13 protein-coding genes, 1 tRNA gene and 1 pseudogene are annotated in these 15,350 nt (G+C 66.9%); 5 read left to right on the top strand and 10 right to left on the bottom strand.

Annotated features, from left to right (window positions below):
- Nucleotides 1–4: 4 nt before the first annotated feature.
- The 4 genes and pseudogenes from bhcD to bhcA form a co-directional block, all read right to left on the bottom strand.
- Nucleotides 5–947, bottom strand: a pseudogene (gene bhcD, locus ACTJI6_RS03010) (iminosuccinate reductase BhcD).
- Nucleotides 947–2,110 (bottom strand): 3-hydroxy-D-aspartate aldolase BhcC, encoded by a 1,164-nt coding sequence (gene bhcC, locus ACTJI6_RS03005; RefSeq protein ID WP_440797712.1) that lies wholly within the window; start codon nucleotides 2,108–2,110, stop codon nucleotides 947–949. Before bhcC ends, bhcD begins: the two are co-directional and overlap by 1 nt.
- An 11-nt stretch (nucleotides 2,111–2,121) precedes the next feature.
- Complete coding sequence (gene bhcB / locus ACTJI6_RS03000) at nucleotides 2,122–3,081, bottom strand: beta-hydroxyaspartate dehydratase BhcB (protein ID WP_126154593.1); 960 nt, start codon at nucleotides 3,079–3,081, stop codon at nucleotides 2,122–2,124.
- Nucleotides 3,081–4,268: an L-aspartate--glyoxylate aminotransferase BhcA gene (gene bhcA / locus ACTJI6_RS02995; protein ID WP_440797710.1), complete on the bottom strand. Its 1,188-nt coding sequence runs from the start codon at nucleotides 4,266–4,268 to the stop codon at nucleotides 3,081–3,083. The genes bhcB and bhcA overlap by 1 nt, the downstream gene beginning before the upstream one ends.
- 185 nt (nucleotides 4,269–4,453) lie before the next feature.
- Between bhcA and bhcR the strand changes: the two genes are divergently transcribed.
- Complete coding sequence (gene bhcR, locus ACTJI6_RS02990; RefSeq protein ID WP_440797708.1) at nucleotides 4,454–5,254, top strand: HTH-type transcriptional regulator BhcR; 801 nt, start codon at nucleotides 4,454–4,456, stop codon at nucleotides 5,252–5,254.
- A 224-nt stretch (nucleotides 5,255–5,478) separates the two neighbouring features.
- Here the strand turns inward: bhcR and ACTJI6_RS02985 are convergent, their stop codons facing one another.
- On the bottom strand, nucleotides 5,479–6,780 hold the full coding sequence (locus ACTJI6_RS02985) for an NCS2 family permease (protein WP_440797706.1): 1,302 nt from the start codon (nucleotides 6,778–6,780) through the stop codon (nucleotides 5,479–5,481).
- Nucleotides 6,781–7,000: 220 nt separating this feature from the next.
- Between ACTJI6_RS02985 and puuE the strand changes: the two genes are divergently transcribed.
- Both puuE and ACTJI6_RS02975 read left to right on the top strand, forming a co-directional pair.
- A complete protein-coding gene (gene puuE, locus ACTJI6_RS02980; protein ID WP_440797704.1) occupies nucleotides 7,001–8,407 on the top strand; it encodes an allantoinase PuuE in 1,407 nt (468 codons plus the stop codon).
- On the top strand, nucleotides 8,404–9,297 hold the full coding sequence (locus ACTJI6_RS02975; protein ID WP_440797702.1) for a bifunctional allantoicase/(S)-ureidoglycine aminohydrolase: 894 nt from the start codon (nucleotides 8,404–8,406) through the stop codon (nucleotides 9,295–9,297). Before puuE ends, ACTJI6_RS02975 begins: the two co-directional genes overlap by 4 nt.
- A gap of 34 nt (nucleotides 9,298–9,331) precedes the next feature.
- Here the strand turns inward: ACTJI6_RS02975 and ACTJI6_RS02970 are convergent, their stop codons facing one another.
- From ACTJI6_RS02970 to ACTJI6_RS02960, 3 genes are read right to left on the bottom strand one after another with little or no spacing between them, the layout of a single operon-like run.
- The gene (locus ACTJI6_RS02970) at nucleotides 9,332–10,804 is read right to left on the bottom strand and encodes a carboxypeptidase M32 (RefSeq protein WP_440797700.1); all 1,473 of its coding nucleotides are present in this window, start codon (nucleotides 10,802–10,804) and stop codon (nucleotides 9,332–9,334) included.
- Nucleotides 10,801–11,961, bottom strand: coding sequence for a heme A synthase (gene ctaA / locus ACTJI6_RS02965; RefSeq protein ID WP_440797698.1), 1,161 nt, complete (start codon nucleotides 11,959–11,961; stop codon nucleotides 10,801–10,803). Before ctaA ends, ACTJI6_RS02970 begins: the two co-directional genes overlap by 4 nt.
- A gap of 38 nt (nucleotides 11,962–11,999) precedes the next feature.
- The gene (locus ACTJI6_RS02960; protein ID WP_440797696.1) at nucleotides 12,000–12,728 is read right to left on the bottom strand and encodes an RNA methyltransferase; all 729 of its coding nucleotides are present in this window, start codon (nucleotides 12,726–12,728) and stop codon (nucleotides 12,000–12,002) included.
- A 68-nt stretch (nucleotides 12,729–12,796) separates the two neighbouring features.
- Between ACTJI6_RS02960 and ACTJI6_RS02955 the strand changes: the two genes are divergently transcribed.
- Entirely contained in the window at nucleotides 12,797–13,408 is a 612-nt protein-coding gene (locus ACTJI6_RS02955) for a thiamine phosphate synthase (protein WP_440797694.1), read from the top strand.
- Here the strand turns inward: ACTJI6_RS02955 and purN are convergent.
- Both purN and purM read right to left on the bottom strand, forming a co-directional pair.
- Complete coding sequence (purN, locus tag ACTJI6_RS02950) at nucleotides 13,405–13,995, bottom strand: phosphoribosylglycinamide formyltransferase (RefSeq protein WP_440797693.1); 591 nt, start codon at nucleotides 13,993–13,995, stop codon at nucleotides 13,405–13,407. The genes ACTJI6_RS02955 and purN overlap by 4 nt on opposite strands.
- Entirely contained in the window at nucleotides 13,992–15,032 is a 1,041-nt protein-coding gene (gene purM / locus ACTJI6_RS02945) for a phosphoribosylformylglycinamidine cyclo-ligase (RefSeq protein ID WP_440797691.1), read from the bottom strand. Before purM ends, purN begins: the two co-directional genes overlap by 4 nt.
- Before the next feature lie 105 nt (nucleotides 15,033–15,137).
- Between purM and ACTJI6_RS02940 the strand changes: the two genes are divergently transcribed.
- Nucleotides 15,138–15,213, top strand: a tRNA-Ile gene (locus tag ACTJI6_RS02940).
- Nucleotides 15,214–15,350 lie beyond the last annotated feature (137 nt).

The raw sequence follows: 15,350 nt of genomic DNA, 5'->3' as shown, positions 1-15,350 counted from the left end.
TTGTTCAGATCTCGACCTTGGTGGCCTTTCCCTGTTCTTTCGCCAGTTCGACCACGGCCCTCGCGACGGCCAGATCCTGCAAGCCCACGCCGGTGCCGTCGAAGATGGTGATCTCTGCATTGCCGCGTCCCTCGTTCTGGCCGGTAATGACCCGACCCAAGGGGATGACATCGCTTTCGGAAATCAGTTTCTGCGCCGCCGCGTGCTGGAATTCACCGATGCTGACGGATTGGGCAACTTCGTCGGTGAACAGGCGCGCGCGGGCGACAAGGGCGGGATCCAGTTCCTGCTTGCCCTTGGTGTCGGTGCCCATGGCCGCGATATGGGTCGGACCCTTGACGTGACCGTCCAGCAGAAGCGGCTCGAAGGCCGAGGTGATGCTGACGATCACGTCCGCCTGTTCGCCGAGCGTCGGCAGGTCCACGGCCTGAAACGGCAGACCCAGTTCGGCGGCGGTGTCGGCCAGGCGGGTCAGCATGTCGGGATGCGGGTTCCAGCCGATGACCTTCTCGAAATTGCCGAAGCGCACGGCGGCGCGCATCTGGAAGGCGGACTGGTGGCCCGCCCCGATCATGCCCAGCACCTTGGNTGCTGGAGACCGCGCTTGCCGCCGCCGTGCGCAGGGCGGTCAGCAGGTTCCCTCCGACCGCTGCCGACACGCGTCCCGTATCCGGGTCGAACAGGAACACGGTGGACTGGTGGTTGATCAGCCCGTGACCCGCGTTGTTCGGCCAATATCCCCCGGCCTTCAACCCCAGCGTCATGCCCGCCCCGTCGAAGCCACCCTTGAAGCCGTAAAGGGCATCCTCGTGCCCGATGGCCTCGCGCACCACCGGAAAGTTCCGGGCATCGCCCCGCGCCATGGCGGCAAAGACCGCCTCGACCGCGTCGAACGCGGCCTCGGGGGTCATCAGCCCGGCGATCTCGGATTCAGGAACGACCCACATCAATAGGCCTTCCCACGCGCCGAAACCGGCCACAGCGTTTCCACCTTGCCGTTGCGGACGCCCACATACCAGTCATGGACGTTGCAGGTCGGATCGCAATGGCCCGGCACCAGCCGCAGCTTGTCGTTGACCTTGAGAACGCCGTTCGGATCCTCGACCACGCCATGTTCGTCGCTGCACTTGATGTATTTCACATCCGTGCGGCCATAGACGAAGGGCAGCCCGCTATCGACCGACTGCGCCTTGAGGCCCGCGTCCACCACCGCCAGATGCGGCTTGGCGTGGGACATGACCGAGGTCAGAATGAACAGCGCATTTTCCCATTCGCCCTGGTCGATGCGGCGGCCGTCCTTGTCGTGGATGCGGCCATAGTCGGCGTCCATGAAGGCATAGCTGCCGCATTGCAATTCGTTGTAAACGCCCGAATTGCTTTCGAAATAATAGCTGCCGGTGCCGCCGCCGGATACGAACTGCGGCTCCAGCCCCTCGGCCTTCAGCGCCTCGACGGCATCGCTGACCTGGGCGATGGCCGCATCCAGCTTGGCCTTGCGGTCGTCATAGCTGTCCATGTGCTGCATCGCGCCCTGATAGGCCTGGATGCCCTTGAAAGTCAGGTTCGGCGCGGCGGCGACGGCCTTGGCGATCTCGACCACCTCGGGCGTGGTCTTGACGCCGCAGCGGCCCGCGCCGCAGTCGATCTCCACGAAGACGCCCAGTTCGGTGCCGTGCTTTTGCGCCGCCGCCGACAGATCGGCCACGTTCGCCACGTCATCGACGCAGACGGTCACGGTCGCGCCCAGCTTGGGCATCCGCGCCAGACGGTCGATCTTGGCCGCATCGCGGACCTGGTTGCTGACCAGGATGTCCTTGATGCCCCCACGGGCAAAGACCTCGGCCTCGCTGACCTTCTGGCAGCAGACACCCACGGCGCCGCCGAGGGATTCCTGCAATTTCTGCACGTCCACCGACTTGTGCATCTTGCCATGGCTGCGGTGGCGCATGTTATGCGCCTTGGCGTAATCGCCCATCTTCTTGATGTTCCGCTCCAGCGCGTCCAGATCCAGGATCAGGCAGGGCGTCTGGATATCCGCCTCATCCATGCCCGGCAGCGCGGGCACGTCGAAGCCGACTTCCAGATTGTCGAAGTTCACGGGTGCGTTCATGGTGGCGCTCCTTAGATCCAGGGCAGCTTGTCGAGATCGACATTGCCGCCGGTGATGATGATGCCGACGCGCTTGCCGGCGAATGCGTCCTTGTTCTTCAGGATGGTCGCCAGCGGCACGGCGCTGCTGGGCTCCATCACGACGCGCAGGTGCTTCCAGATCAGCTTCATCGCGTCGATGATTTCCGCGTCGGATGCGGTGTAGATCTCGGACACGTGGTTGCTGACGAAATGCCAGGTCAGATCCTTCAGCGGCACCAGCAACCCGTCCGCGATGGTCTTGGGCGCGTCGTCGGCGATGATGTGGCCCGCCTTGAAGCTGCGATAGGCGTCGTCGGCTTGTTCTGGTTCCGCCGCGATCACCTTCACCTCGGGCGCCAGCGTCGAAAGCGTCAGGCAGGTGCCCGAGATCATGCCGCCGCCGCCAATGGGCGCCACAACCATGTCCAGCCCGTCGGTCTGCTCCATGAACTCGCGCGCGCAGGTGCCCTGCCCCGCGATCACGCGCGGATCGTTATAGGGGTGGACGAAATCGCCGCCGGTCGCCGCCTGAACCTGGGCGAAGGTCGCCTCGCGCGAAGACGTGGACGGTTCGCATTCGGTGATGACCCCGCCATAGCGGCGCACCGTGTCCTTCTTGGCCTGCGGCGCGGTGCGCGGCATGACGACGTTGCAGGGGATCCCCCGGCGCATCGCGGCATAGGACAGGCAGGAGGCGTGGTTGCCCGAACTGTGCGTGGCAACGCCCTTGGCCGCCTGCGCCTCGTCCAGGCCGAAGACCGCGTTGGCGGCGCCGCGGACCTTGAAGGCCCCCGGCTCTTGGAAGTTCTCGCATTTGAAGAACAGCTGCGCGCCGGTCAGGTCGTTCAGGTAATCCGACACGCGGACCGGCGTGCGGCGGATATAGGGCTGGATGCGGTCATGCGCGGCCAGCATGTCCTCGTAAGTGGGAATATCCATGGCGTCCCTCATCACGCGGCCTTTTGCAGGGCGGCGGCGCTGTGGCGGTAATGGTCCTGCGCGGCGGCCACACCGCTGCCCAGCGTCACGGGCAGGCCCAGATCGGCCATGACCATTTCCGCCGTGGCGATGCCCGACAGAGCCATGACATCGGTCAGGCTGCCCAGATGGCCGATGCGGAACACCTTGCCCGCGACATTGCCAAGCCCGGTCCCGAAGGCCACGCCATAGGCGTTCAGCGCGTGGCTGACGATCTTGTTGGCGTCGAACCCTTCCGGCGTGTGGATCGCGCTCACGCTGTCGGAATAAAGCTCCGGGCGCTTGGCGCAAAGCTGCATCCCCCAGGCCCCGACCGCGCGGCGCACGCCCTCGGCGATGCGGTGGTGGCGGGCGAAGACGTTCTCCAGCCCCTCGTCCAGCAGCATGTCGCAGGCGACGTTCAGCCCGTTCAGCAGCCCGACCGGCGGCGTATAGGGATAGCCGTTAGCGGCATAGCCCTTGGCCATGTCGCGGATGTCAAAGAAGGTGCGCGGCAGCGTCGCGGTCTCGACCGCCGCCATGGCCTTGGGCGAGAAGCCGACGATGGCGAGGCCAGGGGGCAGCATGAAGCCCTTCTGGCTGCCGGTCACGGCAATATCGACGCCCCATTCGTCCATGCGGAAATCATAGCACGCAATCGACGAAACCCCGTCCACGAACAGCAGCGCCGGGTGGTCCGCCGCATCCAGGGCGCGGCGGACGGCGGCGATGTCGCTGCGCACGCCGGTCGCAGTCTCATTATGGGTGGCTAGGACGACTTTGATTTCATGCGACTTGTCGACGGTCAGGATTTCCTCGAAACGGTCGGCGGGAACGCCCTCGCCCCATTCCTGGGCGACGACCTGAACGTCCAGCCCGTGGCGCTGGCACATGTCGATCCAGCGGTGGCTGAACATGCCGTTGCGGGTCGCCAGAACCTTGTCGCCGGGCGACAGGGTGTTGGTGATCGCGGTTTCCCACCCGCCGGTCCCGGTCGAAGGGAAAACGAAGACCTGCCCCTGCGTGGTCTTCAACACCTTCTTCACACCCTCCAGCGCGGGATGCAGGATCCGCCCGAAGACCGGGCTGCGATGGTCGATCGTGGGCATGTCCACGGCCTTGCGCAGCACTTCTGGGATATTGGTCGGGCCGGGAATGAACACGGGATTCTGGCTGGTCATGGCTGTTCCTCCTCTGATAAGCGCAGGATACCCCCTGCGGCCAGATGCCACAATTTTTCTGGAAAACATTTCCATTTTGGCGATAAAAGCCGAAATAGCGGCGCAGTTCAGGGACTTGGCATTTTTCAAAGGTGCCGCCACGATTTTCGCGCTTTCGGATATGTATTCTTTAGGAAGGGACGAAAATGTCAGAACCCACTCGCCGCAGGGGCCGCCCCCGCAGTGCCAAGGACACAGGCGGCACGGTGCAGGTGCTGGACCGCGCGCTGGACATGCTGGATCTGCTGGCCGCCCATCCCGGCCTGACGCTGAGCGAGGTCGCCGAGCGGATGGAGCAGTCGCCCTCGACCGTGCATCGCCTGCTGCATTCGCTGGCGGCGCGCGGCATGGTGGAAAGCGACCCGGCCACGCAGGCCTGGAACATCGGCCCCGCGACCTTCCGGCTGGGGTCTGCCTTCATGCGCCGGTCGGGCATCGTCGAACGCGCCCGCCCGATCCTGCAAGCCCTGATGAAACATACCGGCGAAACCGCGAACCTGGGGATCCTGAACGGCGACGCGGTGCTGTTCGTCAGCCAGGCCGAAACGCAGGAAACCATCCGCGCCTTCTTTCCGCCCGGCACCCGGTCGCCCCTGCACGCGTCCGGCATCGGCAAGGCGCTGCTGGCCTTCGGCCGCCCCGAGATTCTGCGCGGCTATCTGGACGGTCCCGGCCTGACACGGTTCACCGACCGGACGCTGACCACGCCCGATGCCCTGTCCGAGGACATGGCCCGCATCCGCGCCCGCGGCTTTTCCTTCGACGACGAGGAAAAATCGCGCGGAATGCGCTGCATCGCCGCCCCGGTCTTCGACCTGACCGGAGAGGCGATCGCAGGCGTCAGCGTCAGCGGCCCGACCCACCGGATCGGGCACGAACACGTCAAGACGCTGGGTGCGGTCGTGGCGGCGGCGGCGGCGGAACTGTCTGCGGCGATGGGGGGCTGAGCTTCAGAGGGACCAGATTCCGCCGCCGCCTTCGCCATGGCGCGCCATATCCACCTGAACCGCCGGGCATGGGCCTCACAGGCCGGCCCGTCGCCCGCCCCGCCTGGACGGGCGTCGGCCTTCCGTGGTCATGGGGCGGCACCGTCTTTGGGGCAATGTCGGGAAGCGGCGGGAAACGCATGCGTTTCCGTTTCCCGCCCGGACCTGTCTGCCGAAGCTGTCTATCAATGCCCCCCGAAGAACGCGAACTTGATCACGAACAGCGCCGCCACGATCCAGGTCGCCAGGTGCACCTGCGACGCCTTGCCGGTCAGCAGCTTGATCACCGCATAGCTGATGAAGCCGAAGGCCAGGCCGTTGGCGATGGAATAGGTAAAGGGCATCGCCAGGGCGGTCAGGACGGCGGGGGCGGCCTCGGTCACGTCCTCCCAGGCGATCTCGGCCAGTTCGCGGACCATCAGGGTCGCCACATACAGCAGCGCGGGCGCGGTGGCATAGGCGGGCACCGATCCGGCCAGCGGCGCGAAGAACATCGCCAGCAGGAACAGCAGCGCCACGACCAGGGCCGTCAGGCCGGTGCGCCCGCCCGCCTGCACGCCCGACGCGCTTTCGACATAGGCGGTGGTCGACGACGTGCCCAGCATCGAGCCGACGGTGATCGCGGTCGAATCCGCCATCAGCGCGCGCGACAGGCCGGGATTGGTATGGGCCGGGCCTTCCTTCAGCAGGCCCGCGCGCTTGGCGACGCCGATCAGCGTGCCGGTGGCGTCGAAGACCTCGACCAGGACCATGACCAGGATGACGTGGAAGATGCCGTAATGCAGCGCCCCCACGATATCCAGTTGCAGCAGAGTCGGCGCGATGGAGGGCGGCATCGACATCACGCCCCCGAACTGGCTGACGCCCAGCAGGATCGACGCGACCGTGACCACCAGGATGCCGATCAGGATCGCCCCCGTCACCCGCAGCGCGTCCAGCGCCACGATGATGAAGAAGCCCAGGATCGCCAGCAGGGTGCCGGCGTTGGTCAGGTCGCCCAGGGCGACCAGCGTCGCCTCGCTGCCGACCACGATGCCCGAAGATTTCAGCGCGATGATGCCCAGGAACATGCCGATCCCGGCGGCGACCCCGCTGCGCATCGACAGCGGGATCCCCGCCACCAGCCAGCGGCGGATGCCGGTGGCCGACAGGATCAGGAAGATGATGCCGCTGATGAAGACCGCGCCCAGTGCCTGCTGCCAGGTGAAGCCCATGGCGCCCACCACGGTGAAGGCGAAAAAGGCGTTCAGGCCCATGCCCGGCGCCATGCCGATCGGCCAGTTGGCCCACAGCCCCATCACCGCCGAGCCGATGGCGGCGGCCAGGCAGGTGGCGATGAACACGGCGTTGCGGTCCATCCCCGTGGTCGACAGGATGTCGGGGTTGACGAAGATGATATAGGCCATCGTCAGGAAGGTGGTGATTCCGGCGATCACCTCGGTCCTGACGGTGCTGCCATGCTGCGACAGCTTGAAGTAGCGTTCCATGGGTTCCCTCCCGCGCGGCTTCCTCCGGCCGCCATGCGCGCAGCTTATGGGGGCCGTGACGGACGCAACAATCGGCCCCAGCCCGCAAGTCTTTCAATGGTCATTTGAAAGCGCAGGTGATCTTTTCCGATTCGTTGATACAGAATTGTGCCACTGCCCGCTTGCCGCGCAGGCCGTCGCGCGGTTTGCTGTGGCAATGCCGCCACGGAAAGGATGCCCGATGCGCTATAGCCGCGACCTGCGAGGATATGGAGAAACAACCCCCGACCCGCAATGGCCCGGCGGCGCCCGGATCGCGGTGCAGATCGTCGTAAACTACGAGGAAGGCGGCGAGAACAGCATCGAACATGGCGACGCCGCCAGCGAGGCCTTCCTGTCCGAAATCATCGGCGCCCAGCCCTGGCCGGGCAAGCGGCACTGGAACATGGAATCGATCTATGACTATGGCGCGCGGGCCGGGTTCTGGCGGCTGCACCGGCTTTTGAAGGACATCCCCGTCACCGTGTATGGCGTCGCCACCGCGCTGGAACGCAGCCCCGAACAGGTCGCCGCGATGAAGTCCGCCGGATGGGAGATCGCGACCCACGGGCTGAAATGGATCGACTACAAGGACATCCCGCGCGAGGTCGAGGCCGACCACATCGCCCAGGCCATAGCCCTGCACACCGCCGTCACCGGCGAACGCCCGCGCGGCTTCTATCAGGGCCGCACGTCCATGAACACGGTGGCGCTTGGCTGCGAGGAAGGCGGCTTCGAATACCTGGCCGACACCATCGCCGACGACCTGCCCTATTGGCATGTCCACAATGGCCGACCGCAGCTGATGGTGCCCTATACGATGGACGCCAACGACATGCGGTTCTCCAGCGGCCAAGGCTTCGGCACCGGGGTCGAATTCTTCGATTACCTGCGCGACAGCTTCGACGTGCTTTATGCGGAAGGCCAGGCGGGCGCGCCCAAGATGATGAGCGTCGGCCTGCATTGCCGCCTTGCCGGGCGTCCGGGCCGGGCCATGGCGATCCAGCGGTTCCTGGACCACTGCCGCGCGCATGAGGGCGTCTGGTTCGCCAGCCGCCTGGACATCGCGCGCCACTGGGCCGAGGTGCATCCCTGGCAGCCGCGCCAACGCCCGTCCGAGATGGATCGCGACAGCTTCGTCCAGAAATTCGGCGGCATCTACGAACACTCCCCCTGGATCGCCGAACGCGTCTGGGACGGCGAGATGGGCGCGGTCCATGACAGCGCGGCGGGGCTTGCCGCGCGCATGGCGCAGGTGTTCCGCAGCGCCTCGGACGAGGAACGGCTGGGCGTTCTGAACGCCCACCCGGATCTGGCGGGCAAGCTGGCGCAGGCCAAGCGCCTGACGGCCGACAGCACCGCCGAACAGGCCAGCGCCGGTCTGGACAGCCTGACCGACGAGGAACGCGCGACCTTCACCCGCCTGAACGACGCCTATGTCGCCAAGCACGGCTTTCCCTTCATCATCGCCGTGCGCGACCACGACAAGGCGGGCATCATGCGCGCCATGCAGGCCCGCATCGACAACGACACCCCGACCGAACGCGCCGAGGCCGAACGCCAGGTCGCGCGCATCGGCGAGCTTCGCCTGAAAGAGGCCCTGAAATGAACGATCTTCCCCCCGCCGGCGCCCCGACCGGCGACATCGCCGAAGTCCCCGTCGCCCACCCCAACCGCGTACCCTATGCCGGGCCGGTCGCCGGCCTGCCGCCGCAGACCGGGATGACCACCGATACGGCCGTCTTTACCGAAGCCTATGCGGTCATCCCCCGCACCGTGATGCGCGATATCGTGACCAGCTATCTGCCCGGCTGGACGGGGATGCGCATGTGGATGATCGCCCGGCCGCTGTCGGGCTTCGCGGAAACCTTCAGCCAGTACATCGTCGAACTGGCCGAGGGCGGCGGATCGGACAACCCTGACGACGACCCGGAAATCCAGCATGCCCTGTTCGTCACCGGCGGAGAGATGTCCGTCACCATCGATGGCGCCGAGCACCTGCTGCGTCCGGGCGGCTTCGCCTATGTGCCCCCCGGCACCGTCTGGTCCGTGAAGAACACCACCCCCGGCAACACCGGGTTCCACTGGTGGCGCAAGCGCTGGCAGCCGGTCGAGGGCGTCAGCCGCCCCGACCCGATCATCGCCCAGGAACAGGACATCGCGCCGTCCATGATGCCCGACACGGACGGCGCCTGGGGCACCACGCGCTTCATGGACCCGGCCGACCTGCGCCACGACATGCATATCACCGTCGTGACCTTCAAGCCGGGCGGATCGATCCCCTTCGCGGAAACCCATGTGATGGAACACGGCCTGTTCGTGCTGGAGGGCAAGGCCGTCTATCGCCTGAACCGCGACTGGGTCGAAGTCGGGCCGGGCGATTACATGTGGCTGCGCGCCTTCTGCCCGCAGGCCTGCTATGCGGGCGGGCCGGGGCCGTTCCGATACTTGCTGTATAAAGACGTGAACCGCCACGCGCCGCTGTGGGGGAACAGGTAGGCGAAAGGCCGGGCCTTGTGCCCGGCCTTTGTCGTCATAAATCGTAAATCTGCCCGAACTTCTGTTCCAGATAGGCCAGCAGCGGCTCGGGCGTCACATCTCCGCCGGTCGCCTCCTCGATCAGCGTGCGCGGGCGCTTCAACCCGCCATGGCGCTGCACGGTCTCGCGCAGCCATTCGACGGCGGGCGCGGCATCGCCCGCCGCCAGCGAGGCGTCCAGGTCCGGCACCGCATCGCGCATCGCCCGGTTCAGGCAGCCCGCAAAGACGTTGCCCAGGGCATAGGTCGGGAAATAGCCGAACAGGCCCACTGCCCAATGCACGTCCTGCAAGACGCCATTCGCCGGGCGGTCCACCACAACGCCGAAATCGCGCAGGAAACGGGCGTTCCAGGCCTCGGGCAGGTCGTCCACGCCCAGGCGCCCGGCGATCAGGTCGCGTTCCAGGTCGAAGCGCATCATGATGTGCAGGTTGTATTGCACCTCGTCGGCCTCGGTGCGGATGAAGCCGGGGGTGACGCGGTTCACGGTCGCATAGAAGGCATCCGCATCGGCGATGTTCAGCCCGTCGAAGGCGTCGGACATGCGGTGGAACAGCCAGCCGGTGAAGGCCCGGCCCCGGCCCATCTGGTTTTCATAGATGCGGCTCTGGCTTTCATGGACGCCCATCGACACGCCCCGGCCCAGCGGCGTGAAGGCGTAATCCGGGTCGATGCCCAGCTCATAGCTGGAATGGCCGACCTCGTGGATGGTGGAATAGAGGCAGTTGAAGGGATCGGTCTCCACCACCCGCGTGGTGATGCGGCTGTCCTGCCAGCGGCCGCTGCTGAAAGGATGGACGGCGATGTCCATCCGCCCCCGCGTCCAGTCATAGCCAAAGGCCGTCGCGCAGATGCGGGCCAGCCGGATCTGGGTTTCCTGCGGGAAATGGCCGGTCAGCGGCTGCGGCTGACTGTCCGCACCCAACACCTGTTCGCGCAGCGCGACCAGACGCGGGCGCATGGCGTCGAACAGGGCGGCGATTTCCGCGCCCGTCATGCCCTGTTCGTAATCGTCCAGCAGCGCGTCATACAAATCGCCGCCCTCGGCCAGGGCGGACGCTTCCTCGCGCTTCAGCATCAGCACCTGATCCAGCGTCGGCAGGAAATCCTCGGGCGCGTCCTTGGCCCGCGCCTCGGCCCAGATGCCTTGCGCCAGCGATGTCGTCCGCGCCAGTTCCTGCGCCAGCCGCGCCGGGATGCGGCTGGCCCGGCCGAAATCGCGGGCGATCAGTTCGACCGAACGGGACTCGGCCTCGGTCTGCGGCTCGGCGACCTCCAGCCATTCGCCGATGCGCGGATCGGTGCGGCGTTCGTGCAGCACCGCTTCGATGGCGGCCATCTCCTCGGCCCGCTGTTCGACCGCGCCGCGCGGCATCACGGTTTCCTGGTCCCAGCCCAGCCGTTCGGCAATCGAAGACAGCGCCTCGGTCTGGCGTTGAAAGGCAAGCAAGTCGTTGATGGCCGTCATCGAATGGTCCCCCTGACCGAAGTTTCATGCGGGTAACGCGCGTGATGCCGCGCCCGGATGATCAGCGCGAACAGCGCCACCGCGCCCAACTGATGCGTCAACGCGAGGGCCAAGGGCGAGGCATGGACCACGTTCATGATCCCCAGGCCAACCTGCACCGCAACGGCCACCAGCATGACGGTAAAGGCCCCTCGCGTCACGGGATGCGGCGACCGGCGGGCGCGCAGCCAGACGACCACGGCAAAGATCGCCAGCAGATATCCCACCATGCGATGGACGAACTGCACCAGGGCCGGGTTCTCGAACAGATTGCGCCAGCCAAGCGCGGCATCCCAGATCAGCGACGGGATCCATTCCCCGCCCATGGTCGGCCAGCCGGTATAGGTGCGACCGGCGTCGATGCCCGCGACCAACGCGCCGATCAGGATCTGGCAAAAGGCCAGGTGCATCAGGCCGGTGGACATGGAAAACAGCTTGGCTTCCCCGGCGCGGCGGGCGCGCAGCAGGTCGGCCTCGGTCCGGCCCAGCAGCAGGACATACCACACGATCAGGCCCAGGATGACGAAGGCAAGGCCAAGATGCGTGGCCAGGCGATAAGAGGCGACGCGGACCATGCCTTCGGTCAGGCCGGAACTGACCATCCACCAGCCGATGGCCCCTTGCAGCCCGCCCAGTGCGCCAAGGCCCAGAAGGCGCGGCGTCCAGCCGGTCGGGATGCGCCTGGTCGCCAGGAAGAAGACGAAGCCCGCCGCCCAGACCAGGCCGACCAGGCGGCCCAGCAGGCGGTGCGACCATTCCCACCAGTAGATCTGCTTGAAGCCCGCCAGATCCATGTCCGGGTTGACCTCGACATATTGGGGGATCTGCTTGTAAGCCTCGAATTCCGCTTGCCATTCCGCCTGTGTGGTCGGCGGGATGGTGCCCGTCACCGGCGCCCATTCGACGATCGACAGGCCCGATCCGGTCAGCCGCGTGGCCCCGCCCAGAGCGATCATCGCCAGGACCATCACGAACAGCACCATCATCCAGATGCGGATCGCGCGCCGCGCGCCGCGAGAGGCGCCATTGCGGGCGGCGTCGATCATGCCGGTCCGGGCGACGGGGCGGCTGCTGGCGGTGGGGTCAAGGACTTCCTCGAAAACGGGGCGCTTGGCCATCGCTTGCTCCTTCAGGTCGGGCAGAGGGTAGGTGGGGGTCAGCGCCGGGTCAACTGCCGCAGCATCCCGTGCAGGATGCGCACGTCGCCCCGCGTCAGGGCCAGGCGCGACCACATGTTGCGCAGGTTCAACCGCATGGAGGCGGCCTTGGTCTCGGGGAAGAAGAAGCCTGCCTCGGTCAGGCGTTCCTCGAAATGATCGCCCAGCTTTTCGATCTCCAGCCGGTCGGCCAAGGCGATGGCCTCGGGGCGGGCGTGGTGGGGGGACGGCTCGGCGGGCAGCAGATCGCGGCCGTATTCATATCCCATCAGCAGCACCGCCTGCGCCAGGTTCAACGAGGGGAAGTCGGGGTTCACCGGCACCGTCACGATGGCGTTGGCACGGGCCACGTCGTCGTTTTCCAGCCCCGTGCGTTCCGGGCCGAAGATGATCGCGCAGCGGCCGTCATGGTCGCGCGCCATCTGCATCGCGGTGGCGGGGGTGTGGACGGGTTTCGACAGTTCCCGTCCCCGCGCGGTGGTGGCGAAGGCGAAGTCGATGCCTTCCATCGCCTCGGCCAGGGTCGGATAGATGCGCGCGCGGTCCAGAACCTGCCCCGCCGCGCCGGACGCCATCGCGATGGCGCGCGGGTTCGGCCAGCCGTCGCGGGGATCGACCAGCCGCATCTCGGTCAGGCCGAAATTCAGCATGGCGCGGGCGGCGGCGCCGATATTCTCGCCCATCTGCGGGCGGACGAGGATGACGACGGGCTGGCGATTGCTGTGCATGGTGGCCAGATAGTCCGTCTGGCGGCGGGCGGCAAGCTGCGCTATGGGCGAGCGAAAGGAGTGCCGCCATGCCAGACGCCCAAGACGCCCCGCAGCTTTACCTGATGACGCCCGCAGGTGCCCAGGCCTCGGCCCTGGGACCGCAGCTTGCGGCGGTGATGGACGCCTTTCCGGTGGCCTGCCTGCGCATCCGCGCGGGCGCCGAGGAGGACGAGCTGGGCCGCCTGGCCGACCTGGCCCGAGAGATCGCCCATGCCCGCGACGTGGCGGTGGTGATCGACGACCATGTGGTGCTGGCGCAGCGGCACGGGTTGGACGGGGTGCATCTGACGGATGGCGCAAAGGCCGTGCGCTATGCGCGCAAGGAACTGGGCGCGGATGCCATCGTCGGCGCCTTCTGCGGGTCGTCGCGCCACGACGGCATGACCGCAGGCGAGGCCGGGGCGGATTACGTCAGCTTCGGCCCGGTGGGCGCATCGGCCCTGTATCGGGGCGATCCCGTGGATCTGGACGTGTTCCAGTGGTGGTCCGAGACGATCGAGGTTCCGGTCGTGGCCGAGGGCGCGATCACCCGCGCCTTGCTGGAGCAGCTGTCGCCGGTCAGCGATTTCATCGCCATCGGTCCCGAAATCTGGTCGGCCGAGGATCCGGTCGCGGCGCTGACAGCCCTGTGGGGCTAGATGTCGAAACGTTCGCGGGCGCCGGTGGCGAACCGGCGCAGGATCAGCGGGTAAAGCTGGTGTTCGCGTTCCAGCACGCGGGCGGCCAGCGTTTCTGGCGTGTCGCCCGGTTCGACGGGAACGCGCGCCTGGCCCAGGATCGGACCTGAATCCAGATCGGTCGTGACCTCGTGGACGGTGGCCCCTGCCTCGGTGTCGCCCGCCTCGATGGCGCGGGCATGGGTGTGCAGGCCTGGGTATTTGGGCAAAAGAGAAGGATGGATGTTCAGCATCCTGCCTTCGAAGCGGTCGATGAAGCCGGGGGTCAGGATGCGCATGAAGCCCGCCAGGCAGATGATGTCCGGGCGCGACTCCAGCAGCGGTTCCAGCAGCGCGGCCTCGAACGCGGCGCGGTCGCCCTTGAAGGCGCGGTGATCCACGGCGGCGGTCGGCACGCCCAGGGCTGCGGCTTTCGCCAGACCGGCGGCGGTGGGATCGTTGGACGCCACCAGCACCGGCTGGGCTGGATGGTCCTCTGACTGCATGTCCTGAACCAGGCGGACCATGTTCGATCCGCCCCCCGAGATCAGGATGGCGACCCGCTTCACGCAAGCGCTCCGCTGTAGCGCAGGCCCTGCCCCGCCGTGACTCGGCCCAGGCGGCGCACGGTTTCCCCCTGCTCCGCCAACAGATCGGCCAGCGCATCGGCTCGGTCGGCGGCAACGGCCAGGATCATGCCGATGCCGCTGTTGAAGGTCTTCAGCATCTCGGCCTGGTCGATCCCGCCCGCCTGCGCCAGCCAGTCGAAGACCGGCGGCAGGGTCCAGGAGGACAGGTCGATCTCGGCCCCCAGGTCTTTCGGCAGGACACGCGGCAGGTTCTCGGTGATGCCGCCGCCGGTGATATGGGCCAAGGCATGGACGCCGCCCGCGCGGATCGCCGCCAAAGCGGGTTTCACGTAAAGCCGCGTCGGCGTCAGCAGCGCCGCGCCCAGATCGCCATCGCTGAACGGCGAGGCCGCGTCCCAGCCAAGGCCCGCGCGCTCGGCCACCTTGCGCACCAGCGAATAGCCGTTGGAATGTACCCCGTCCGAGGCAAGGCCCAGCAGCACGTCTCCCTCGGCCACGCCGGCGGGCAGCGCCGTGCCGCGCTGCATGGCGCCGACCGCAAAACCGGCCAGGTCGAAGTCGCCGTCGTGATACATGCCCGGCATCTCGGCCGTCTCGCCGCCGATCAGGGCGCAGCCCGCCGCCTTGCAGCCGCGCGCGATGCTTTCGACGACGCGGACGCCTTCGTCTATCGACAGCTTGCCCGTGGCGAAATAATCTAGGAAGAACAAGGGTTCCGCCCCCTGGCAGACCAGATCGTTCACGCACATGGCGACCAGATCCTGGCCGATGCCGTCCAGATGGCCGGTATCGATGGCGATGCGCAGCTTGGTGCCGACGCCGTCGGTCGCCGCGACCAGAACCGGATCGTCGTATCCCGCCGCGCGCGGATCGAACAGCGCGCCGAAGCCGCCAAGCGCGTCCATCACGCCGGGACGCGCGGTCGCGGCGGCGGCGGGCTTGATGCGTTCGACAAGCGCATTGCCCGCGTCGATATCGACACCCGCGTCGCGATAGCTGATCCCGTTCTTGGTCATGGCGGCCCCCGGCTGGATTTGCGCCCCCGATAGCGGATGGCGCCAACCGGGGCAACGGTGATCGCGCTTGACCCAGCGGGCGCGCGCGATTAACCGGAAACCGCTGGGCCTGTAGCTCAATGGTCAGAGCAGGGCGCTCATAACGCCTTGGTTGGGGGTTCGAGTCCCTCCGGGCCTACCACCCCAGCCATTGCCGCCAATAAACGACAGCCAGAGTGACCCGCAAAATCTGGATGCGGGACACCTGCCATGGTCGCCGCCGGACACGCGCAGGATTGGCCGAGGTATAGCTGCGGAGCTTATTCGGAGTGCTGATTA

It is taken from the genome of Paracoccus sp. 22332, assembly GCF_052045125.1.
GTDB lineage: Bacteria > Pseudomonadota > Alphaproteobacteria > Rhodobacterales > Rhodobacteraceae > Paracoccus > Paracoccus haematequi_A.
Note: the sequence above shows the minus strand (reverse complement) of the source record. Positions and strands in the feature narration are given on the sequence as shown.